Raw genomic sequence first — 21,940 nt, 5'->3', positions numbered from 1 at the left:
GGCGGTGTGCGCGGCCGCCCAAACCTCCAGGAGTGAAACCCTCGTGACCTTGCGCGGCGTGCTCGACGTCGTCCTCACCGATCCTGGGATGGCGCGCGTCGCCGCCTCGGCCGGCCGCACCTCGCTGGCCGTCACCGCGGCGCCGCCGGTCCAGCCCCTGGTCGCCGCGGCCCTGGCGGCGCAGCAGCCGGGCGCCGGCGTGCCCGTCCTCGTGGTGACGGCGGGGGAGCGGGACGCAGACCAGGTCGCCGACGTCCTGCGCTGCTTCGTCCCAGGACGGCGGATCGAGACCTTCCCCGCGTGGGAGACCCTGCCGCACGAGCGGCTGAGCCCGCGTGCGGACACCGTCGGCCGCCGGCTGGCCGTGCTGCGCGACCTCACGCACCCGGGCGAGAACGGCACCATCGACGTGCTCGTCGCCCCGGTGCGCAGCGTGCTGCAGCCGCTCGCCCCGGGCCTGGGGGACCTCGTCCCCGTGGAGCTGAAGCCCGGCGACTCCGCTGACCTCGACGACGTCGCGCGTGCGCTGGTCGACGCCGCGTACACCCGCGTGGAGCTGGTCGAGAAACGTGGTGAGTTCGCCCTCCGCGGTGGTCTGCTCGACGTCTTCCCGCCGACCGAGCCGCACCCGGTGCGCGTCGAGTTCTGGGGCGACGAGGTCGACGAGCTGCGCTACTTCTCCGCCGCCGACCAGCGCTCCCTCGACGAGCGCCCCGAACGGCTCTGGGCCCCGCCGTGCCGGGAGCTGCTGCTCTCGCCCGAGGTGCGCGAGCGCGCCACAGCCCTGGCTCATCAGCACCCGGAGCTGACCGAGATCCTCGGCAAGCTGGCCGAGGGGATCGCGGTGGAGGGAATGGAGTCGCTGATCCCCGCCCTGGTCGCTGGTGAGATGCAGCTGCTCACCGATCTCGTGGCGCGCGACACGCACGTCCTGGTCTGCGACCCCGAGCGGGTGCGCACCCGCGCCGCCGACCTGGTGCGCACCGCCGAGGAGTTCCTCGCCGCCTCCTGGTCGACGGCCGCGGAGGCCGGCCAGGCCCCGATCGACCTGGGGGCGTCGTCCTTCCGTGATCTGGCCGAGATCGAGACGGCGGCCCGGATCCGCGGCCTGCCGTGGTGGACGACGGGCGCCTTCACCCTGGCCTCGGAGGACGACGACGGGCACGTCACCCTCGATGCCACGACGGTCGAGCGGTTCTCCGGCGACGTCGGACGCGCAACGGAACAGGTGCGCACCTGGTCCCGCGAGGGCCGGCGGGTCGTCGTCACCTTCGCGGGACCCGGTCCGGCCCAGCGCGCCGCGGACCAGTTCACCGAGGCCGACCTCGGCGTCCGGCTGGTGCCGGACATCGCGGGTGCACCCGACGCCGGCCTGACCTACGTCACCCAGGGCAACCTGGAGTCCGGGTTCGCCTTCCCCGGCGTGGGCCTGGCGCTGCTCACCGAGCACGACCTCACCGGCCAGCGCGGCACGTCGATGCGCGACGCGACCAAGATGCCGGCCCGCCGGCGCAACGCCGTCGACCTCGCCCAGCTGCAGCCCGGCGACCTCGTCGTCCACGAGCAGCACGGCATCGGCCGCTACATCGAGATGATCAGCCGCACCGTCAACGGCGGGCAGCGTGACTACCTGATCGTCGAGTACGCGCCGTCGCGGCGGAACCAGCCGCCGGACCGGCTGTTCGTGCCCACCGACTCCCTCGACCAGCTCACCCGCTACGTCGGGGGCGAGGCGCCGGCGCTGTCCAAGCTGGGCGGCGCCGACTGGCAGAAGACGAAGAACTCCGCCCGCAAGGCGGTCAAGCAGATCGCCGCGGAGCTGATCCGGCTCTACTCCGCGCGGATGGCCACGAAGGGCCACGCCTTCGGGCCGGACACCGTCTGGCAGCGCGAGCTCGAGGACGCCTTCCCCTTCCAGGAGACACCCGACCAGCTCGGCGCCATCGACGAGGTCAAGGCCGACATGATGCAGCCGGTCCCGATGGACCGGATCATCTGCGGCGACGTCGGCTACGGGAAGACCGAGATCGCCGTCCGGGCGGCGTTCAAGGCGGTGCAGGACGGCAAGCAGGTCGCCGTCCTCGTGCCGACGACGCTGCTGGCCAACCAGCACGTCAAGACCTTCGCCGAGCGGTTCGCCCAGTTCCCGGTGACCGTCGCCGTCCTCTCCCGGTTCCAGTCGAAGGCCGAGAGCGACGAGATCATCCGCAAGCTGGCCGCCGGCGAGATCGACGTCCTCGTCGGCACCCACCGGCTGCTCCAGCCGACCACCCGCTTCAAGGACCTCGGCCTGGTGATCGTCGACGAGGAGCAGCGCTTCGGCGTCGAGCACAAGGAGTACCTGAAGAGCGTGCGGACGGCGGTCGACGTGCTGTCGATGTCGGCGACGCCCATCCCGCGCACGCTCGAGATGTCGCTGACCGGCATCCGCGAGATGTCGACGATCCTCACCCCGCCCGAGGAGCGGCACCCGGTGCTCACCTACGTCGGCGCGTGGGAGGACAAGCAGATGGCGGCGGCGATCCGCCGCGAGCTGCTGCGCGACGGCCAGGTGTTCGTCATCCACAACCGCGTGCAGTCGATCGACAAGGCGGCCGCGAAGATCCGCAACCTGGTGCCCGAGGCCCGCGTGGCCGTCGGGCACGGGCAGATGAAGGAGCACGAGCTCGAGCGGATCATGGTCGGCTTCTGGGAGAAGGAGTACGACGTCCTGGTCGCGACGACGATCGTCGAGTCCGGCCTGGACATCCCGAACGCCAACACCCTGATCGTCGACCGCGCCGACACCTTCGGCCTCTCCCAGCTGCACCAGATCCGGGGCCGCGTGGGCCGTGGCCGCGAGCGGGCCTACGCCTACTTCACCTACGACCCCACCCGGCCGCTCACCGAGACGTCGGTGGACCGGCTGACGACGATCGCGCACAACACCGACCTCGGCGCCGGCATGGCTGTGGCCATGAAGGACCTGGAGATCCGCGGCTCGGGCAACCTGCTCGGCGGCGAGCAGTCCGGGCACATCGCCGGCGTCGGGTTCGACCTCTACGTGCGGCTGGTCGGCGAGGCGGTGGCCGACTACCGCGCCCAGGTCACCGGCGAGTCCGCGCCGGTCGAGCCGCTGGAGGTCCGGGTCGACCTGCCGGTCGACGCGCACCTGCCGCACGACTACGTGCCGGGTGAGCGGCTGCGCATGGAGGCCTACCGCAAGGTGGCGTCGGTGCAGACCGACGAGCAGGCGCAGGCCGTGCTCGACGAGCTCACCGACCGCTACGGCGCTCCGCCGGCCCCGGTGCTCAACCTGCTCGCGGTCGCCCGCTTCCGGACGGCGATGCGCGCGCTGGGCATCAGCGAGGTGTCGCTGCAGGGGCGGGCCATCCGGATCTCGCCCGTCCCGCTCCGGGAGTCGCAGCAGATGCGCCTGGCCCGGCTGGCCGACGGCGCCTCGTACAAGGCCGCCGTCGAGACCATCTCGCTCAAGGTGCCGGTGGGCCCCGACCGCCGGACCCCGCTGCGCGACGTCGCGCTGCTGGAGAACCTGCACTCGGTGCTGAAGGCCGTCATAGAGCAGCCGGTAGCTGCCTGATGCCGGCCCGTAGCGGCAGATATGGCCATTTCTGCCGCACGCCTCGGCCGGTGTGCGGCGACCGTCACATCCGGTGTGGCAACCTGCGGGCGTGCTGAAGCGTCGAGTTCCCCGGGTGGTCGTGTCCGGGTTCCTCCTTGCCGTCGCGGTGTCGGGCCTCACTGCCTGCCGGACCTCGCCGAGCGTCGCCGCCTACGTGGGTGACGAGGAGATCTCGGTGAGCGAGCTGCAGTCGGCCGTCGAGGACCGGCTGGCCGATCCCGGGGTCGCCGCCTACGCCGAGGGCCAGCGGGACGACTTCACCCGTCGCGTGCTGGGCCTCCTGGTGCAGGAGGAGGTCTACGCCGAGGCGGCCGAGCGCTACGACGTGCGGGTCGGCAACGAGGAGGTGCGCGCCCGCATCGACGAGCTGCTCGGGGGTGACGATCCCGACGAGGTCTTCGGCCAGCTCGCCCAGCAGGGGATCGGTCGCGTGGACGTCGTCGAGAACGTCCGCCAGCAGCTGGTGCGGCGGGAGATCGCCGAGGCCGAAGGAGAGGCCGACGAGCTGAGCGACCAGGCACTCCGGGCGCGGTACCAGGAGGTGCGGGAGAGCCTGGGCGAGGTCTCGTTCGGCTACATCACCGTGCCCGACGACGCCACGGCGCAGGCCGTCGTCGCACAGCTCACCGCCGATCCGGCGGCGTACCCGGCGCTCGCCGCGCAGTACGCCGGGGCGGCCACGATCCCCGCGCTGGAGTCCCGTGCTCCCGACCAGCTGCCGGCCATCCTGGCCGAGGGGATCGCGGCCGCCGCCCCCAACACCGCCTTCGCGACGCCGGTGCCCGAGGCCGGCGGCGTCGTCGTCACCTTCGTCGAAGGCGTCGTCTACCCGTCGTTCGAGGAGGTCCGCCCCCAGCTGGAGAGCGAGGCGGTCGAGACGGCGGGCAACGAGCGGATCGAGGCCGTGCGGGACGACCTCGAGGTCACGGTCAACCCGCGCTACGGCGTGCTGGAGGACGGGCGGCTCGTCCCCGGCGGCGGCGGAGTCGTCGACATCCTCGGCGACGAGGACGCGGCCGCCACCGCCCCCGCCCCCGCCCCCGCCCCCGCGGAGTAGGGGCGGCACGGCGGTCCCGGAGACTGACCGGGTGCCCGTCGTCCAGTTCGTCACCGTCAACCCCCGTCTCCCCGCCCTCCTCGGCGCGTCCGGCTGGCGGGCGGTGACCGGGCCCCGGCCCGTCGTCGCGCTGCCCGGAGCGGTCGCCGAGGCGCAGATGCTGCGGGCCGCGGACGTCCCGGTCGAGGAGCTGCCCGACGTCGCGGCCGCGGCTGCGCGGACGGACGACGTCGTCTGCCTGGGGGCGCCGGCCGAGGCGGCCGACTTCCCAGGTGTCCCCGTGGTGGTGGGTGCGCCGGAGCCGCCCGGAGCCCGGCTGCTGGACGTCGTCACGGTGATGGACCGGCTGCGCTCCCCGGGTGGCTGCCCGTGGGACGCCGAGCAGACCCATTCCTCGCTGCGCGGCTACCTCCTGGAGGAGGCGCACGAGGCCTACGACGCGATCGTCGATGACGACCCGGTGGCCATGCGGGAGGAGTTCGGCGACGTCCTCCTGCAGGTGGCCTTCCACGCGAGGGTCGCGGCCGAGGCGTCGCCCGACCGCCGCTTCGACATCGACGACGTCGCCGGCGACCTGGTGGACAAGCTGGTGCGGCGGCACCCGCACGTGTTCGGGGACGCCGGCCCCCGGGACGTCGCCGCCGTCGAGGCGGGGTGGGAGGAGATCAAGCAGGCGGAGAAGCAGCGGCGCTCACCCACCGAGGGTGTCTCCCGGTCCCAGCCGGCGGCTGCGTGGGGAGCAGCCCTGGTGCGGCGCGCAGGCCGGGCCGGGCTGAGCACGCCGGAGCCCGCCGAGCTTTCCGTCGGCAGCCCGGAGGAGCTGGGGGAGCGGCTGCTCGCCGTCGTCACGGCCGCCGAGCAGCGCGGATGGGACGTCGAGGACGCCCTCCGCGAGGCAGTGCGCCGGTACGCCGGGGAGCTCGACGCCGAGGCCGCCGCTTCCTCGGTGGACCGACCGTCGTAGCCGGCACATCGCCGCTCCCCACCCCGCCGGCCGTTCGTCCACAGGTGGGCTCTCCACTGGTCGGCGCGCCGCATCACCGGTATCATCGAACGCATGTTCGAGCAGGGCTGCGGCGTGCGGGACGGTGCTTCCCTCCCATCGTCGTTCGAACGTGCCTTGACAACGGCTCTGCTGGACCGCCCTGAGCGGCCCGTGGTCGAGGTGCTCCGTCCCGGGCCGGAAGTCGCCTGGGAGTGGGTGCCCGGTGACCGTGGTGCGCGCCCGGGGCATTCGTCGGCCCCTGGGCGTCCCGCCGGGGACGACGGACAGGTCGGCGCTCCGGATCTCTCCGAACTGAAGCGCGTGCTCGACGCCGGCATCGATCATCTGGAGCGGGCCGTCGCCGCGTCCCGGGCGATCGCCCGGCTGTCGGCCGTGGTCGCGACGTCGCTGGCCGAGTTCGCCCGATGCCGGCCGTCGGAGCTGTTCGACCGGCAGCCGGGGGAGCAGGGGGCCATGTCGGCCGCAACCCGGGCCGCACGTCCAGCTGCGCTGTCGGGGGTGAGCGAGTGGGCGGTCGACGAGGTGGCTCCTTCGCTGGGCATCACCTCGACGGCTGCCGGAGCGCAGCTGGCGGAGTCGCTGGTGCTGGTCGAGCGGCTGCCCGGCACGCACGCCCTGCTGGCCCGTGGCGAGCTGACCCCGGCGCATGCGCGGCAGATGGTCAACGTGGTCGGGCCGGTCGAGGACGACGCGCTGCGCGCCGACATCGAGGGGCACGTGCTGGGGCTGCTCGACCGCAAGACGCCCCCTCAGCTGGGCGACTGTGCCCGGCGCATCGTGCTGCGCAAGGATGCCGATGCCGCCGCCCGCAAGCTGGTGGCGGCCGTCCGTGAGCGCGGCGTGCGGCTGCACGACCGCCGGGACGGCACCGCCACGGTGTCCCTCGACCTCCCCCTGCCGGCCGCGGCGGCGATCTACCGGGCGCTGGAGGTGTACGCCGAGGATGCCCGGGCCGACGGCGACGAGCGGACCAAGCAGCAGCGCATGGCCGACTGCGTCCAGGACCTGATCCTGCGACCCGGGGAGAACGGCATGCCGCCGGTCACCATCGCGCTCACCCTCGTGGCAACTCTCGAGACGATGCTCGGCGGCGCGGAGCCCGGGCAGATCGAGGGGATGCTCGTGCCGGCCGAGATGGTGCGCGAGCTCGGTTACACGTTCGGCCTGATGCCCCGCCCGGCACCGGACGTCGGGGATCTGCCCGACGACGGCGCCCCGGCGCCGAAGACCCATGCCTCCCCGGCAACTACCGGATCGTTCACCGAGTCCGAGTCCGAGTCCGAGTCCGAGTCCGAGTCCGAGCGCGACCCCGCCCCTGAGCCGGAGCCCGAGTCCGAGCGCGACCCCGCCCCTGAGCCGGAGCCCGAGCCCGAGCGCGACGCCGCCCCTGAGCCGGAGCTCGAGCTCGAGTCGGAGCCCGAGCCGCCCCGGGGCGGGACAGGTCACGGGCCCCAGCCCACGCCCGTGAAGGACCGCACGCTGAGCGAGTGGCTTGCACTCGCCCGGGCGCGGAACGAGGCCGCGGTCCGGGAAGGGCTGGCCGGGGCGAGGCAGGCGATCCTCGACGGCACCTGGACCGACGGTGAGCTGCGCACTCTGCTGGACGTGGGTGCGCTGATCGGTGTGCGCGACCTCGGCGGAACGGGGCTGGCCCATCGGCCGCACATCGCCGTCGTCGACAAGTTGCGGGGCAGCCTGATCGCCCTGACCGACGCCGCGGGGATCCGCCGCGGTGCGTGCCTCGGTCCGCCGTCGGAAACCGACGGGTACACGCCGGGAGCGGAACTCGACCGCTTCGTGCGGCTGCGCGACCGGCGCTGCCGGTTCCCGGGGTGCCGCGCCCGCACTCGGACGTGCGACCTCGACCACCGGCGGGAGTGGCCCGAGGGCCCAACCGCGTACCACAACCTCTGCTGCCTCTGCGAACACCATCACCGGCTCAAGCATCAGGCGCCGGGCTGGCGCTTCGATGCGGTCGACGACGGAGGGCTGGCGATCACCATGCCCAGTGGCAAGGTGCTGGTCAGTCGCCCACCGCGGTTCGGCAGCGACCTCGACATCCCGCCCTTCTAGCGTCACAACTGGGGGTCCAGTCGGCGAGCCACGAGATGCGGATGATGGCCGCCACGAGATGTCCCGTAGCGGCCCAGCTAGGAACACATTCGGACAGTCGTGCGTCGGCTTCCCCGCTGCCCGTAAGGTCCGCGTGCGTCGTGCCCTGCGCGAGGGGCTCGAGCTCTCTGGGAGGCCCCGTGATCGACGTCGAGCTCCCGGGCGGCCCGGACGCCACCGTGCTGGTCCGCGGATTCGCCACCTGTTTGGCATCCGTCACCGAGATTCCCGTGGGCGACGTGCCTCTGTCCGACAACGATCTGGCGCACGCTCTGGGCGCGTGGCGCACCTGGCTTGCCGAGCGCGGCTCGGGACTGGTGCCGATCGCCGACGCAGTGCGCTTCCAGTGGGCTGGCTGGTGGATCGCCGTCGTGGACGCCGCCGACCCTGCCGTCAGATCCAGACCCGACGCCCCTGGCGTGGCCGTGCTGGCCTTCGGCACGCCGCCGGGCGTCGTCCTGAGCCCTCAGGCCCCGGCACTGGTGGGCCGGGCGACTGTCGAACTCCGCATCACCGAGGCCTACGCGGTGGCCTCCCTCGACCCGGTACTCCGGCAGACCCCGGCTGTGCCCGACCTGCACGGCACCGTCGAAGGCATCGCCGTCGCGCCCGCGGCCGAGGCGCCGATGCAGCTACTGGAGATCGGGCAGGCGCGCGCCGGACGCGGACTCGAGGGCGACCGCTACGCCGCGCGTGCCGGCACGTTCAGTCCTCGTGCCGGACACCGCCCCGGGTACGACCTGACCCTGATCGCCGCCGAGGTTCTCGACGAGATGGCCGCGGCTGGGCAGCCGCTGAGCTTCGCCGGTACCCGGCGCAACGTGCTCACCCGGGGCATCGACGTCAACGCCCTCGTCGGACGCACCTTTTCCCTCGGCACCGCGTTATGCGAAGGTCGCCGGCTATGTGAGCCCTGCGTCCACCTGGACCGGCTCAGCGGGCCCGGGATCCTGCGGCCGCTGATCCACCGCGGCGGGCTGCGCGTCGACGTCCTCTCCGATGGGGAGATCCGTCTCGGAGAGCCGATCTCCCTCGTCTGACCTTCGCGCGGCAGGTGTCCCTGGAGCAGCCTTCAGGGGCATGCCGATGGTCGCGCCCGTGGAGCCGCGCGGGCGAGGGCTCCGGTTCCGACCCGCCCGGCGGGCCGTATAGAGACGCCAGTGACGCGCGGCTGACGAGCGGGACGGAGCAGCCTGGTTAGGCTGCCCCTGTGCCGAGCATCGATGCCGTAGGCGCGCGGGAGATCCTGGACTCGCGCGGAAACCCCACCGTTGAGGTCGAGGTCGCCCTGGACGACGGGACCATCGCCCGGGCCGCCGTGCCCAGCGGCGCCTCCACGGGCGCCTTCGAGGCGGTCGAGCTGCGCGACGGCGGCGAGCGCTACGGCGGCAAGGGTGTCACCCAGGCTGTGGACGGCGTCCTCGACGTCATCGGCCCCGAGCTGGTCGGCTACGAGGCGACGGAGCAGCGGCTGGTCGACCAGCGGTTGATCGACCTCGACGGCACGCCGGACAAGTCGCGCCTGGGCGCGAACGCGATCCTCGGCGTGAGCCTGGCGGTCGCGCGGGCCGCCGCGGACTCCACCGGTCTGCCGCTCTTCCGCTACGTCGGTGGTCCCTCGGCTCACCTGCTGCCGGTGCCGATGATGAACATCCTCAACGGTGGCGCCCACGCCGACAGCAACGTCGACGTGCAGGAGTTCATGATCGCCCCGATCGGCGCCGCCACCTTCGCCGAGGCGCTGGCCATGGGCACCGAGACCTACCACGCGCTCAAGGGGGTGCTGAAGGGCCGCGGGCTCTCCACCGGCCTCGGCGACGAGGGCGGCTTCGCCCCCGACCTCCCGAGCAACCGTGACGCGCTGGACCTCATCGCCGACGCCGTCGAGAAGGCCGGCTACACCCTCGGCTCGGACATCGCGTTCGCCCTGGACGTGGCCGCGACCGAGTTCCACACCGACGGCGGGTACGACTTCGAGGGCCAGTCCCGCTCGGCGGAGTACCTGGTCGACTACTACCGCGAGCTGGTCGACGCCTATCCGGTCGTCTCCATCGAGGACCCGCTCTCGGAGGAGGACTGGGACGGCTGGGTTGCGCTGACCGATGCCCTGGGCGACCGGGTGCAGATCGTGGGCGACGACCTGTTCGTCACCAACCCGACCCGGCTCGCCGACGGCATCGCCCGGGGGGCGGCCAACGCGCTGCTGGTGAAGGTGAACCAGATCGGCACGCTGACCGAGACCCTCGACGCGGTCAACCTGGCCCACCGCAGCGGCTACCGCTCGATGATGAGCCACCGCTCCGGCGAGACCGAGGACACCACGATCGCCGACCTCGCCGTCGCCACCGACTGCGGGCAGATCAAGACCGGCGCCCCGGCCCGCAGCGAGCGCGTCGCCAAGTACAACCAGCTGCTGCGCATCGAGGAGGAGCTCGACGACGCCGCCCGTTACGCCGGCGCCGCGGCCTTCCCGCGCCTGGCCGGCTGAGCCGCTCGCCGATGGGCACAGGCGGATGAGCAACGTTCGAGGCCGGCGGGGCGGATCGCCGGGCGACGGCCACCGCGGCAGCGGCCGGGTCACCCGCACCACCGGCCGGGCGCCCCGGGTGCACTCCACCCGGCCGGTCCCGGCTGGCCTGCGCAGCAGCGCCACCAGCCGGCCGGGTGCTCGTCGTTCCGTGCGCCGGTCGGTCCGGTCGACGGCCGCGACGGCGGTACGCCGGCGGCCGTTGGTCACCGGCCGGGCCGTCCTGCTGGGTGGGCTGGTGCTCCTGCTCGCGCTGACGCTGGCCGGCCCGATCCGGCAGTACCTGGCCGGGCAGGCCGAGCTCGAGCAGCTCGCCGCCGAGGGGCGGGAGCTGGATCAGCGGGCGGTGGAGCTCCGCGAGCAGCTCGAGCGGCAGTCCGACCCCGTCTACGCCGAGCGGCAGGCCCGGGAGCGGCTCACCTACGTCCTGCCGGGCGACCGGCTGGTCGTCGTCGTGGACGGCGAGGCCGTGGAGGGCGACGCCGGCACGCTGGCGTCGGCCGGCCCGGACGAGGAACTGCCCTGGTACGAGAACCTGATGCAGTCGCTGGCCGACGCCGACGCCGACGCGGAGCCTTCCGAGTGAGCGAGCTCGCGAGCTCACGGATGGACACGGCAGCCCTGGGAACGACGTCGACGAGCGCCAGCGAGGAGGCGGAGTGAGCCGAACCGTGACCGATGCCGAGCGGGAGATCATCGCCCGCCAGCTCGGTCGCCCGCCGCGCGCCCTGGTTGCGGTGGCGCACCGCTGCCCGTGCGGTCAGCCCGACGTCGTCGAGACCTCGCCCCGGCTCGAGGACGGCACGCCGTTCCCGACGCTCTACTACCTGACGTGCCCGCGGGCGACGGCCGCGGCCAGCCGGCTGGAGTCGGCCGGCCGGATGCGCGAGTGGCAGGACGAGCTGGCCACCGATCCCGAGCTGGCCGCCGGCTACCAGCGTGCGCACGATGCCTACCTCGCCACCCGTGACGCGCGGGACGTGCTGCCGACGCAGATGACCGCCGGTGGGATGCCCGACCGCGTGAAGTGTCTGCACGCGCTGGCCGGCCACGCCCTCGCCGCCGGCCCGGGCGTCAACCCGATCGGTGACCGGGCGGTCGAGGAGATGGGGGAGTGGTGGGCCGCGGGACCGTGCGCCCAGCCCGCCGCCGAGGAGGCTCCGTGACGCGGGTGGCCGCCATCGACTGCGGCACCAACTCCATCCGGCTGCTCGTCGCCGACGTGCCGGAACAGGGCGCGCACACGGACCTGGCCCGTCACATGGAGGTCGTCCGGCTGGGCCAGGGCGTGGACGCGACCGGCCGCCTCGCACCGGAGGCGATCGAGCGGACGCGCCTGGCCCTCCTCGGGTACGCCACCACTGCCCGCGAGCTGGGTGCCACGGTGGTCCGGATGGCGGCCACGAGCGCGAGCCGGGACGCCGCCAACCGGGCGGATTTCGAGCAGATGGTGACGGTGACGCTCGGCCGCCCGGCGGACGTGATCACCGGCCATGAGGAGGCCGAGCTCTCCTTCCTCGGCGCAACCGCCTCGCTCGAGTCGGCCGCCGGCGCCCACGGGTCCGCCGCGCCGCGCCCGCCGTTCCTCGTCGTCGACATCGGCGGGGGCTCGACGGAGTTCGTGCTCGGCGACGCCGATGGCGTGCGCGCGGCCAGGTCGGTCGACATCGGTTGCGTCCGTCTCACCGAGCGGCACCTGCACGGCGACCCGCCGACGCCTGCGGAGATCCGCCGGGCCGAGGACGACGTCCGGGCCGCCCTCGCCCAGGTGGTCGCCGAGGTTCCGGTGGGCGAGGCGGCCACCCTCGTCGGGGTGGCGGGGTCGGTGACCACCGTCGCCGCGATCGCCCTCGACCTGCCGGAGTACGACCCGGAGGCCATCCACGGCTCGCGGATCCCGGTGGCCATTGTCCGGGAGGTCTCCGCCGATCTGCTGGCCGCGACCCGGGAGCGCCGCGCGGCCATGCCGGTCATGCACCCCGGCCGGGTCGACGTCATCGGTGCCGGAGCGCTGATCCTGCGGGTGCTGATGGACGAGTTCGGTCTGGCCGAGGTCGTCGTCAGCGAGCACGACATCCTGGACGGCATCGCCCTGCGTTTGGCCCGCCCCCAGGCATAGGAATTTATACCTATGTTTTGGAGCCCCGGACGCACGTATAGGTACCTATGCCTGTAGACGCCGACGGCTTCCCCGTCACGCGCAGCCCGGCAGGGGTCGTCCGCTCGGCCGCATCGGTGCGCGATCTCGCCGTCCTCGATGCGCGGATCTCCGGGTGCCGCGCCTGCCCGCGCCTCGTGGCCTGGCGCGAGGAGGTCGCGCGGGTCAAGCGCGCCTCCTTCCGGGACGAGGAGTACTGGGGCCGCCCGGTACCAGGCCTCGGCCCGGCCGACGCGCGCATCGCCGTCGTGGGGCTGGCGCCGGCCGCGCACGGCGGCAACCGCACCGGCCGGGTGTTCACCGGCGACCGGAGCGGTGACTGGATCTTCGCCGCTCTCTGGCGGGCGGGGCTGGCCAACCAGCCGACGTCCACGCACATCGGCGACGGGCTGGAGCTGACCGGCGTCCGGGTCGCGGCCTCCGTGCGCTGCGCGCCACCGGACAACGCACCGACCCCGCAGGAGCGCAACACGTGCAACCCCTGGCTGGCGCGGGAGCTGGCCCTCCTGCCGGACCTGCGGGTGGTCGTGGTGCTCGGTGGCTTCGGGTGGACGGCGCTGTGGCCGGTGCTGGCCGCGGCCGGCTACCGACCGCCGCGGCCCAGGCCGAAGTTCGGCCATGGCATCGAGGTGGCGCTGGCGGGCCTGCACGGACCGCTGACGCTGCTGGGCAGCTACCACGTCAGCCAGCAGAACACCTTCACCGGCCGCCTCACCGAGCCGATGCTGGACGCCGTGCTGAGCCGCGCCACCGAACTCGCCGGGTTCCCGCCACCGCCGTAGTCCTCACCGGGTCGGCGCGCCCTCCCGGGCCTAGGCTCGTCGCATGGCTGAGGCGATCGCTCGCGAGCTGACTCACCGCCCCGTGATCCTGGTCGTGGGCGGGGGGTACGTCGGCCTCTACACCGCCCTGCGCCTGCAGAAGAAGCTCTCCCGGGGCCGGGCGGAGATCGTCGTCGTCGACCCGCAGCCGCACATGACCTACCAGCCGTTCCTGCCGGAGGCGGCCGCCGGTTCGGTCGAGCCCCGCCACGTCGTGGTCCCGCTGCGGCGGACGCTGAACCGCTGCCGGGTCATCACCGGCGCGCTCACCGGCCTCACGCACGCCGAGAAGCGGGCCCGGATCACCCCGATCGAAGGGAAGAGCTTCGACCTCTCCTACGACGTGCTGGTGATGGCCGCGGGTTCTGTCGCACGGACCCTGCCGATCCCCGGTCTGGCGGAGCACGGCATCGGGTTCAAGAACGTCGGGGAGGCCATCTACCTCCGCAACCACGTCCTCGCCCGGCTCGACGCGGCCAGCTCGACCGACGACCCCGCGGTCCGCGCCCGGGCCCTGACCTTCACGTTCGTCGGCGGTGGGTACGCGGGCATCGAGGCCTTCGCCGAGCTGGAGGACATGGCGCGCTACGCCATCGAGCTCTACTACCCGCGGCTCTCACCCAGCGACATGCGCTGGGTCCTGGTGGAGGCGACCGGGCGCATCCTGCCCGAGGTGGACCTCGACATGGGCGCCTGGACGGTGAAGGAACTCACCGCCCGCGGCATGGACGTGCGGCTCAACACGCGGCTGGAATCGGTCGAGGACTGTCACGTCGTGCTCAGCGACGGCGACGAGTTCGACAGCGACACCCTCGTCTGGACGGCCGGCACGAAACCCAACCCCGTGCTCGCCGAGACCGACCTTCCGCTGGACTCCCGGGGCCGGGTGGAGTGCGAGGCCACGCTGAAGGTACGCGGGCGACCGGACGCCTGGGCCGCAGGCGACCTGGCGGCGGTCCCGGACCTCACCAAGGACGAGCCGGGGGCCACCACCGCCCCCAACGCTCAGCACGCCGTCCGGCAGGCCAGGCGGCTGGCCGACAACATCGTCGCCGTCCTCTCCGGCGGTGAGCCGGTGCCCTACCGGCACAAGTACGTCGGTTCGGTCGCGAGCCTCGGGTTGCACCGAGGTGTGGCGCAGGTCTACGGCGTGAAGCTCAAGGGCTGGCCGGCATGGTTCATGCACCGCACCTACCACGTGAGCCGGGTGCCCACCTTCAACCGCAAGGCCCGGGTGGTCGCCGACTGGACGCTGGCCTCGCTGTTCCGCCGCGAGGTCGTCTCCCTCGGACAGCTGCAGGACCCCCGCCGCGAGTTCGTGTCCGCCGCCAACACCGGGCGGACCGGGCAGCTCCCGCCCCCGCGGCCCGACCACCCGGAGACCGCAGACACCTCCGGGCGCGCCGAGGCGGGCTGACGCGGGGGCCACTCGGTCATGTCCGGCCGGCGAGGTGACCGGATCAGTCGGCGACAGCGTGGGGCCGTTGATCCGACGCTGAGATCAGATGGGCCGCCAGTGCGGTGCCCAGCGCGGTGACCGCTGCCGTCGACGCGGTCACGAGCCCCGCCGACGCGTGTGCGACGTGCCACATGCCGTCCAACCGGCGCAGGTCGACAGGGACCCCCGCCGCACGCGCCCGGTGGGCCAGCCGCACGGCGTCCTCGAGCAGGATCTCCTCGCTGCCGACGTGCATCGTGATCGGCGGAAGGCCGGCGAGCCGGGCATCCAGCGGGGCGAGCTCGGCGGGGTCGGTGCCGCTCCCGAAGTCGCGGGCACACCGGCGCAGCCAGGCGGGGCGGAGCATCGCGTCGGTGCGGTCGTCGGGCCAGGCGCTGCCGGTCAGGTCGAGCCAGGGAGAGATCAGGCCGAGCGCGGCGGGCGCTGGGTCACCGGCGTCACGCAGCCGGAGCGCCGCGGTCAGCGCCAGCCAGCCACCGGCCGAGTCGCCCGCGAGCGCCGTGCGGGCGGGAGTCACGCCACGATCGAGCAGTTCCCGGTAGGCGGCCAGGACGTCGTCCAGGGCGGCCGGGAAAGGGTGCTCGGGCGCCAGCCGGTAGTCCAGGACGTGCGCGGTCGCCCCGCTGGCCGCGGCCAGATGGGTGGCCAGCGCCCGGTGCGTGGCTGGGGAGCCGGTGGTGAACCCGCCGCCGTGCAGGTACAGGAGCGCCGTGCCGGGATCCCCGTCGGCCGGGACGAGCGTCTCGGCCGGCCTCCGGCCCAGTCGGCCGGACCGGATCGTCACTCCCTCGGCCAGCGGCGTGGGCCGGGTGACCATGTGCAGCCACCGGCGCTGGATGCCGACCGGCACGCGGGGGCCGAGCACCGGCCGGACGAGGGCTCGCACGCCGGCACGCATGGCGCGGACCGGGACCTGAGGACGCCGGTTCATCGGGCGGGCGTCGCCGTTCTCGTGCTGGTCAACAGAACCTCCGTCCGGAACTCCACGCCGTTACCGTACGGGCCGTCACCGCCCCGCCCCGCTAGCGTGCGCAGGAAGCCCCCGTAGCCCAATCGGCAGAGGCAGGCCCCTTAAAAGGGTCCGAGTGTCGGTTCGATCCCGACCGGGGGCACGCCCGGGGCCTGCTTCGGTGACCCGGGAGAGGGAAGGCGCGACACGCCGGAACGTCTTGGGCGCGTCAGGCGTTGACCTGACCGAGTGGAGTGCAGCACCGTGAGCTCCACGGACCGACCAGTCACCTCAGGGAGATGACGATGCCCAGCAGCAACCCGGCCTTCAGCCGGTTTGGTGGCGCCGGCAACGGCCAGCAGTACGCCGGTTGGGGCAACCAGCCCCAGCAGTACGGCGCACCCGGCCAGTACGGTGCCCCCACCCAGCACGACCCCTATGCCGCGCCGTCGCCGTACGCGGCGACCACCACGCGGTACCTCACGATGGACGACGTCGTCACCAAGACGGGCATCACCTTCCTGGTGACCGTCCTGGCGGCTGCGGGCGTCTGGGCGCTGCCCGGGCAGACGGGCTGGGGCCTCGCGCTCCCGGCCGTGCTCGTGGCGTTCGTCCTCGGCCTGGTGATCGCGTTCAAGCAGATCGCCAACCCGGCGGCCACGCTGTCCTACGGCGCGCTGTACGGCGTCGCGCTCGGGGCGATCAGCGAGGCGTTCAACGACATCTACCCGGGCATCGTCATGCAGGCGCTGATCGGCACCTTCGGTGTCTTCGCCGGCATGCTGGTGGTCTACAAGACCGGCGCCATCCGGGTCACCCCGAAGCTGACCAAGTGGGTCCTGGCCGCTGGTATCGGCGCGCTCGTGCTCATGGTGGTGAACTTCGTCGCCGCCTGGATCGGTGGCGGCGACGGCCTGGGCCTGCGCTCCGGTGGCCCGATCGCGATCGTCTTCAGCCTGGTCGTGATCGGTATCGCGGCGTTCTTCCTGCTGCTGGACTTCGACCTGGCCGACGAGGCCATCCGTCGTGGTGCCCCGGCGAAGTTCGCCTGGTACATCTCGTTCGGCCTGCTGGTGACCGTCATCTGGCTGTACATCGAGATCCTGCGGCTGCTGAGCTACTTCCGCGAGTGAGCTAGCACCCGTACCGACGACGAAGGCCCGGTCCCCGCGAGGGGGCCGGGCCTTCGTCGTTCCGGCGACCGTGTGCACGGATGCGCAGTTCTCAGCGACGAACCTGCACATCCGTGCACACCGTCGGTCGACGGGCGATCAGGAGAGGCGCTCCAGCACCATCGCCATGCCCATGCCGCCACCGACGCACATGGTCTCCAGCCCGAAGGTCTTGTCCCGGGTCTGCAGGCCGTTGAGCAGCGTCCCGGTGATACGGGCGCCGGTCATGCCGAACGGGTGGCCGACGGCGATGGCGCCGCCGTGCACGTTCAGCTTGTCGATGTCGATGTCCAGGTCGCGGTAGCTCGGGATGACCTGGGCGGCGAAGGCCTCGTTGATCTCCACGAGGTCGATGTCGTCGATGGTCATGCCGGCCCGCTGCAGCGCGAGCTTCGAGGCGTCGACCGGGCCGTAGCCCATGATCTCCGGTGACAGGCCGGTGACCGCGGTGGAGACGATGCGCGCCAGCGGGGTCAGCCCCAGCTCGGCGGCCTTGGTGTCGCTCATGACGACCACGGCGGCGGCGCCGTCGTTGAGCGGGCAGGCGTTGCCTGCCGTCGCCCGGCCGTCGGGGCGGAACACCGGCTTGAGCTGGGAGAGAGCCTCGAGGGTAGTGCCGGCCCGCGGGCCGTCGTCCTTGCTGACGACGGTGCCGTCCGGGGTGGTGACCGGGGTGATCTCCCGCTCCCAGAAGCCGTCGTTGATCGCCTGCTCGGCGAGGTTCTGGCTGCGGACGGCGAACTCGTCCATCTCCTGCCGGGAGACGTTCTTCAGCAGCGCCAGGTTCTCCGCGGTCTGGCCCATCGCGATGTAGATGTCCGGGACGTCGCCGTTCTGGCGCGGGTCGGTCCACGAGTCGGCGCCGCTCTCGGCGACCTTGGCGCCGCGGGCCTCGGCGTCGGCGAACACCGGGTTCTTGGTGTCGGGCAGGCCGTCGCTGTTGCCCTTCACGAAGCGGGACACCATCTCCACGCCGGCGGAGATGAACACGTCGCCCTCGCCGGCCTTGATGGCGTGCATCGCCATCCGGGTCGTCTGCAGCGAGGAGGAGCAGTAGCGGGTGATCGTCGTGCCGGGCAGGTGATCCATGCCGAGCAGCACGCTGACGACGCGGCCCATGTTGTAGCCCTGCTCACCGCCCGGCAGGCCGCAGCCGAGCATCAGGTCGTCGATGTCCCGCGGGTCGAGAGCGGGCACCTTGTCCAGCGCCGCGCGGACGATGGTCGCGGCCAGGTCGTCGGGCCGCAGGTCCTTCAGCGACCCCTTGAACGCGCGGCCGATGGGCGAGCGGGCGGTCGCGACGATGACTGCTTCGGGCATGGGTCCTCCACGATGAGGTGGGCGCCGGGCACGGGTGCACAGGCGACGGGTCGACCCCGAAACTACTCCGCGGTAAAGGGGCCCAGCGGTGCCACGCCCCGGCCGGGGACCGACCCACCCGCTCAGGCGGTGACCGAGGCCTCCGCAGACTCCTGCGCCTCCTCCGGCGTGGGGATCCCGGTCGGGCGCCGGCGGCGCAGCAGAGCCCATGCCCCCCACGGCCCGGTGTCCGAACCGCGCACCTCGGCGGGCTGCACCTCGGTGCCGGTCCGGCTGGCGGCCCGCGCCGCGGCCTTCTCGATCGGCCGCACGGTGCCGCGGCGGATCGGACGCACGCCCCGGTCGGCCGAGGCGGGCCAGACGCCGACGGCATCGGCGACCGAGGGCAGCAGCACGGCCGCGGCCTGCGCGTAGCCGTGCGCGCTCGGGTGGAACTCGTCCACGCTGAACATGTCCCGGTCGGAGGCGAAGGCAGGCCCGAGGACGGAGCCCAGCGACACGGTCCGCCCGCCGGCCTCGACGACCGCGATGGTCTGGGCGGCGGCCATCTGCCGGCTCCAGCGCCGCGCCAGGGTGCGCAGCGGCTGGGCGATCGGCCGGATGGTGCCGAGGTCGGGGCAGGTGCCGACGACGACCTCGCAGCCGGCCGCCGTCAGCCGCTGCACGGCGTCCGCCAGGTGCCGGACGGAGACCGCCGGCCGGGTCCGGCTGGTGACGTCGTTGGCGCCGATCATGATCAGCGCGACATCGGGCTGCTCGACGAGGGCCTTCTCCACCTGGGTCTCCAGCTGCTCGGACCGGGCGCCGGAGACGGCCAACCGGACCATCCGCACGCGGCGCTCGGCGAGCTCGGCGAGCGCCGCGGCGATCAGGGCGCCCGGTGTCTGGGAGGAGTGCTCGACACCCAGGCCCACGGCGCTGGAGTCGCCCAGCACGGTGAACACAAGCGGCTTGCCTCCTCCACGGCCGTAGACGCCGTCGCCAGAGGGCGGGCCGGACTTGTCGGTGCGGGCCTCGATGTTGCGGCGGGCGGCGCGCGCCTCCTCGCGGAGGAGGGCGACCAGGGCGGCGCTGCCGAGGGCCACGCTGCCGCCGCCGTAGGCCGTTGCGGCGGCCAGCCGTCGCGCCATCGCCGTCCGCGTCACGGTGCCTCCGTTCCGGTGCTCTGCGTTGGTCCTGGCCTGCCCTCGTCCCTGTCACCGAGGTTATCGGCCCTCTACGGTGCCTCCTGTGGCCCTATCACCCGCAGGTGTGACCCATCCCATAGATCCCGAGAAGCGCGGGAAGCTGATCGTCGACGTCCTCGTGGAGGCGTTCGCCGACCTCATGGCCGCCGACGCGGGCGCTTTCCGCACGAAGTTCCGCAAGATGGCCGCCGATCCCTTCGCCTTCTACCGGGGCAGCGCGTGCCTGTTCTACGCCGACATGGCCGCCATGGAAGACCGGTGGTGTGACGAGAAGACGTCTCGCGTGTGGATCCACGGTGACCTGCACGCCGAGAACTTCGGCACCTACATGGACGCGACCGGACGGATCGTCTTCGACGTCAACGACTTCGACGAGGCCTACCTGGGCCACGTCAGCTGGGACCTGCGCCGCTTCGCCGCCAGCTTCGCCCTGATGGCCTGGCGCAAGGCGTTCTCCGACCAGGTGATCGGCGACCTGCTCGCCGGCTACCTGAACGCCTGGCTCGACCAGGTAGAGGCGTTCACGCGCTCGGACGCCGACCGCGACTTCGCCCTGCTGGCCGGCAACACCCACGGCGCGGTGCAGGAGCTGATCCGCCGGACGGCCACCCGCACCCGGCTGGGCCTCCTGCAGCGGATGACGCTGGTGGAGGACAACGAACGCCGCTTCGCCGAGTCCCCGCGCAACCGCCGGCTGGAGGGGGACGAGCACGGTGAGGTGATCGAGGCGCTGGAGCGGTACAAGGCGACACTGCCGCCGCGGCCGTGGCGGCGGGAGGTCGCCTACGACGTCAAGGACGTCATCGGCACGGGCGGTTTCGGGATCGGCAGCGCCGGCCTGCCCGCGTACAACGTGCTGCTGGAGGGCTACGACCAGGCGCTCGAGAACGACGTCGTCCTGTCGCTGAAGCAGGGCAACGTGCCCGCACCCAGCCGGATCGTCGACGACCCGGAGATCCGCGACTACTTCGAGCACGAGGGCCACCGGACGGCGGTCAGCCAGCGAGCGCTGCAGTCGCACGCCTCCCAGTTCCTCGGCCACACCGAGATCCGCGGGACCGGCTTCGTCGTCGCGGAGCTGTCGCCCTACGAGCTCGACCTCGACTGGGACGACCTCACCGAGCCGACCGACATCCGGCCTGTCCTGGAGCAGCTCGGCCGGGCGACGGCGAAGCTGCACTGCGTGGGCGATGCCGACAGCGACCACACGCTCGTACCGTTCCAGACCGAGGACGCGATCGTGGCGATGCTCGACGGGCGCCGGAAGGAGTTCGTCGACGACCTGGTCGAGTTCGCGCACTCCTACGCGCGCCGCACCCAGGACGATTTCCGCCTGTTCGTCGACGCCTTCCGGGCGGGCGCGATCCCGGGCATCAGCTCGAGCGAGTAGTCGCTGCCGACGGACGCGGCAGGTCGATGACCATGCCGACGTGCCGGCCAGGCCGTCCGTCGTCCTCATCAGGGCGGGAACAGGTACAGCAGGAGAGGTACCGACGCGACCACCAGCAGGATGCGCACGAGGTGGAACACGGCCACCTGCCCCGCCCCGTAGTTCCGCTCGACCGCGATCGCGATCAGCACCTCGAGGGCGCCGGGCGACGTCGCCAGCACGTCACCCCGGGGGCTGCGGCCGGTGCGACGCAGTATCCAGGTGATGCCGAGGCCGCCCGCGATGAGAACCAGAGCCGCCGCAGTCGCAGGCAGCAGCTGTCCGCCGAGCAGCTGCACGGTGTCCCGCGTGACGCGCATCCCGATCTGCGCACCCACGCAGATGAGCACCAGGTTGGCCAGCCACGGTGGAACAGTGATCTCCCACCCGGTGACGAGACCGGCAGCGGCCGCGCCCACGACCGAACCGAAGATCAACCCACCCGGTATGCCTGCCGCGCCGGCGAGCATCCCCGCCCCGGCGCCGGCGACGAGGATGACCAGGAACCGTCCGGCGGCGTGCACGCGACGCCTCACGGGTCGGGGTGCCGCAGGAGGGCCACCAGCAGCGGCGACAGCAGGACGACGAGCATCAGCCGGACCATGTGGAACATGGCCACCTCCACGCTGCCGGTCTGCACTTCGATCGCTGTCCCGACGAGCACGCTGAGCGCCCCCGGCGACGTGGCGAGGGCGACCGCGGGTGGCGCCCACCCGATCGCTTCGAGTGCCGCGGCGACACCGAGCCCGAGCGCGATGATCGCCACGCCCGAGCACACCGCCATCAGCAGTACGGAACGGAGTTCGCGCACCGCTTTGCGCGTGAGCAGCAATCCGGTCAGCGTCCCCACCGCGATCGGGATCGCGATGTGCATCGCGGCCGGGACGGGTAGCCGGCTTCCCGACATCAGCGTCACGGCCGCGGCGCCGATCGCGGAGCCGACCAGCAGGCCCCCGGGAAGTCGCAGGCGCCGCGCGAGCAGGCCGCCTGCCGCGGCGGCCGCCAGCGTCGCGAGCATCAGCACGGAGGCCTCCCGTTTCTGGCGAAGATGCCTATATCGTATATGGAGCGCACGGCCGTGCTCCCGGCCGCTCAGGTGTCGCGATGTGCCGAGATCACGC

Annotated in this window: 18 protein-coding genes and 1 tRNA gene; 14 read left to right on the top strand and 5 right to left on the bottom strand. The window is 72.9% G+C overall.

Annotated elements, in window-relative coordinates; translation table 11 throughout:
• Window positions 1-43: 43 nt before the first annotated feature.
• From mfd to FHU33_RS20695, 11 genes are all read left to right on the top strand, one after another.
• On the top strand, window positions 44-3,580 hold the full coding sequence (gene mfd / locus FHU33_RS20745; protein ID WP_211355300.1) for a transcription-repair coupling factor: 3,537 nt from the start codon (window positions 44-46) through the stop codon (window positions 3,578-3,580).
• 91 nt (window positions 3,581-3,671) lie between these two features.
• Complete coding sequence (locus FHU33_RS20740; protein WP_142027503.1) at window positions 3,672-4,679, top strand: SurA N-terminal domain-containing protein; 1,008 nt, start codon at window positions 3,672-3,674, stop codon at window positions 4,677-4,679.
• A gap of 31 nt (window positions 4,680-4,710) precedes the next feature.
• Complete coding sequence (locus FHU33_RS20735) at window positions 4,711-5,643, top strand: nucleoside triphosphate pyrophosphohydrolase (protein WP_142027502.1); 933 nt, start codon at window positions 4,711-4,713, stop codon at window positions 5,641-5,643.
• Window positions 5,644-5,799: 156 nt separating this feature from the next.
• Window positions 5,800-7,758 carry an HNH endonuclease signature motif containing protein gene (locus FHU33_RS20730; RefSeq protein ID WP_170182620.1) on the top strand — a complete coding sequence of 653 codons (1,959 nt, stop codon included), beginning with the start codon at window positions 5,800-5,802 and terminating at the stop codon, window positions 7,756-7,758.
• A 179-nt stretch (window positions 7,759-7,937) separates the two neighbouring features.
• The gene (locus tag FHU33_RS25540; RefSeq protein ID WP_211355299.1) at window positions 7,938-8,837 is read left to right on the top strand and encodes an MOSC domain-containing protein; all 900 of its coding nucleotides are present in this window, start codon (window positions 7,938-7,940) and stop codon (window positions 8,835-8,837) included.
• A 170-nt stretch (window positions 8,838-9,007) separates the two neighbouring features.
• Window positions 9,008-10,285 carry a phosphopyruvate hydratase gene (eno, locus tag FHU33_RS20720; protein ID WP_142027500.1) on the top strand — a complete coding sequence of 426 codons (1,278 nt, stop codon included), beginning with the start codon at window positions 9,008-9,010 and terminating at the stop codon, window positions 10,283-10,285.
• A 25-nt stretch (window positions 10,286-10,310) separates the two neighbouring features.
• A complete protein-coding gene (locus FHU33_RS20715) occupies window positions 10,311-10,910 on the top strand; it encodes a septum formation initiator family protein (RefSeq protein ID WP_142027499.1) in 600 nt (199 codons plus the stop codon).
• A 73-nt stretch (window positions 10,911-10,983) separates the two neighbouring features.
• Complete coding sequence (locus FHU33_RS20710; protein WP_142027498.1) at window positions 10,984-11,490, top strand: DUF501 domain-containing protein; 507 nt, start codon at window positions 10,984-10,986, stop codon at window positions 11,488-11,490.
• Complete coding sequence (locus tag FHU33_RS20705) at window positions 11,487-12,443, top strand: Ppx/GppA phosphatase family protein (protein WP_211355298.1); 957 nt, start codon at window positions 11,487-11,489, stop codon at window positions 12,441-12,443. Before FHU33_RS20710 ends, FHU33_RS20705 begins: the two co-directional genes overlap by 4 nt.
• Before the next feature lie 47 nt (window positions 12,444-12,490).
• Window positions 12,491-13,264 carry a uracil-DNA glycosylase gene (locus FHU33_RS20700; protein ID WP_142027497.1) on the top strand — a complete coding sequence of 258 codons (774 nt, stop codon included), beginning with the start codon at window positions 12,491-12,493 and terminating at the stop codon, window positions 13,262-13,264.
• Between the two features lie 43 nt (window positions 13,265-13,307).
• On the top strand, window positions 13,308-14,720 hold the full coding sequence (locus FHU33_RS20695; protein WP_142027496.1) for an NAD(P)/FAD-dependent oxidoreductase: 1,413 nt from the start codon (window positions 13,308-13,310) through the stop codon (window positions 14,718-14,720).
• 43 nt (window positions 14,721-14,763) lie between these two features.
• On the opposite strand, the gene FHU33_RS20690 is transcribed toward FHU33_RS20695, so the two are convergent.
• Window positions 14,764-15,693: an alpha/beta hydrolase gene (locus FHU33_RS20690; protein WP_142027495.1), complete on the bottom strand. Its 930-nt coding sequence runs from the start codon at window positions 15,691-15,693 to the stop codon at window positions 14,764-14,766.
• Window positions 15,694-15,800: 107 nt separating this feature from the next.
• On the opposite strand from FHU33_RS20690, the gene FHU33_RS20685 reads away from it, so the two are divergent.
• Together FHU33_RS20685 and FHU33_RS20680 are read left to right on the top strand one after the other, a co-directional pair.
• A tRNA-Leu gene (locus FHU33_RS20685) sits at window positions 15,801-15,874 on the top strand.
• Window positions 15,875-16,016: 142 nt separating this feature from the next.
• A complete protein-coding gene (locus tag FHU33_RS20680) occupies window positions 16,017-16,844 on the top strand; it encodes a Bax inhibitor-1/YccA family protein (RefSeq protein WP_142027494.1) in 828 nt (275 codons plus the stop codon).
• Window positions 16,845-16,982: 138 nt separating this feature from the next.
• Here FHU33_RS20680 and FHU33_RS20675 read toward each other — a convergent pair whose 3' ends face one another.
• On the bottom strand, window positions 16,983-18,203 hold the full coding sequence (locus FHU33_RS20675) for an acetyl-CoA C-acetyltransferase (protein WP_142027493.1): 1,221 nt from the start codon (window positions 18,201-18,203) through the stop codon (window positions 16,983-16,985).
• Between the two features lie 122 nt (window positions 18,204-18,325).
• Window positions 18,326-19,348, bottom strand: coding sequence for an SGNH/GDSL hydrolase family protein (locus tag FHU33_RS20670; protein ID WP_142027492.1), 1,023 nt, complete (start codon window positions 19,346-19,348; stop codon window positions 18,326-18,328).
• Between the two features lie 106 nt (window positions 19,349-19,454).
• Between FHU33_RS20670 and FHU33_RS20665 the strand changes: the two genes are divergently transcribed.
• Window positions 19,455-20,780, top strand: coding sequence for a DUF2252 domain-containing protein (locus tag FHU33_RS20665; protein ID WP_246064051.1), 1,326 nt, complete (start codon window positions 19,455-19,457; stop codon window positions 20,778-20,780).
• A 68-nt stretch (window positions 20,781-20,848) separates the two neighbouring features.
• Here the strand turns inward: FHU33_RS20665 and FHU33_RS25170 are convergent, their stop codons facing one another.
• Both FHU33_RS25170 and FHU33_RS25165 read right to left on the bottom strand, forming a co-directional pair.
• Window positions 20,849-21,343, bottom strand: coding sequence for an AbrB family transcriptional regulator (locus tag FHU33_RS25170; RefSeq protein WP_246064050.1), 495 nt, complete (start codon window positions 21,341-21,343; stop codon window positions 20,849-20,851).
• 8 nt (window positions 21,344-21,351) lie between these two features.
• Window positions 21,352-21,843: an AbrB family transcriptional regulator gene (locus FHU33_RS25165; protein ID WP_170182618.1), complete on the bottom strand. Its 492-nt coding sequence runs from the start codon at window positions 21,841-21,843 to the stop codon at window positions 21,352-21,354.
• Window positions 21,844-21,940 lie beyond the last annotated feature (97 nt).

The sequence above is a fragment of the Blastococcus colisei genome (assembly GCF_006717095.1).
GTDB classification, from domain to species: Bacteria; Actinomycetota; Actinomycetes; order Mycobacteriales; family Geodermatophilaceae; genus Blastococcus_B; species Blastococcus_B colisei.
This window is presented reverse-complemented; position numbering and strand designations above follow the sequence as displayed.

What these genes read in the sequence shown, in the direction of transcription:
- FHU33_RS20715 (WP_142027499.1), top strand. Translation starts at nt 10,311, where the DNA reads ATGAGCAACGTTCGAGGCCGGCGGGGCGGATCGCCGGGCGACGGCCAC.
- FHU33_RS20700 (WP_142027497.1), top strand. Translation starts at nt 12,491, where the DNA reads ATGCCTGTAGACGCCGACGGCTTCCCCGTCACGCGCAGCCCGGCAGGG.
- FHU33_RS20695 (WP_142027496.1), top strand. Translation starts at nt 13,308, where the DNA reads ATGGCTGAGGCGATCGCTCGCGAGCTGACTCACCGCCCCGTGATCCTG.
- FHU33_RS20690 (WP_142027495.1), bottom strand. Translation starts at nt 15,693, where the DNA reads ATGAACCGGCGTCCTCAGGTCCCGGTCCGCGCCATGCGTGCCGGCGTG.
- FHU33_RS20680 (WP_142027494.1), top strand. Translation starts at nt 16,017, where the DNA reads ATGCCCAGCAGCAACCCGGCCTTCAGCCGGTTTGGTGGCGCCGGCAAC.
- FHU33_RS20675 (WP_142027493.1), bottom strand. Translation starts at nt 18,203, where the DNA reads ATGCCCGAAGCAGTCATCGTCGCGACCGCCCGCTCGCCCATCGGCCGC.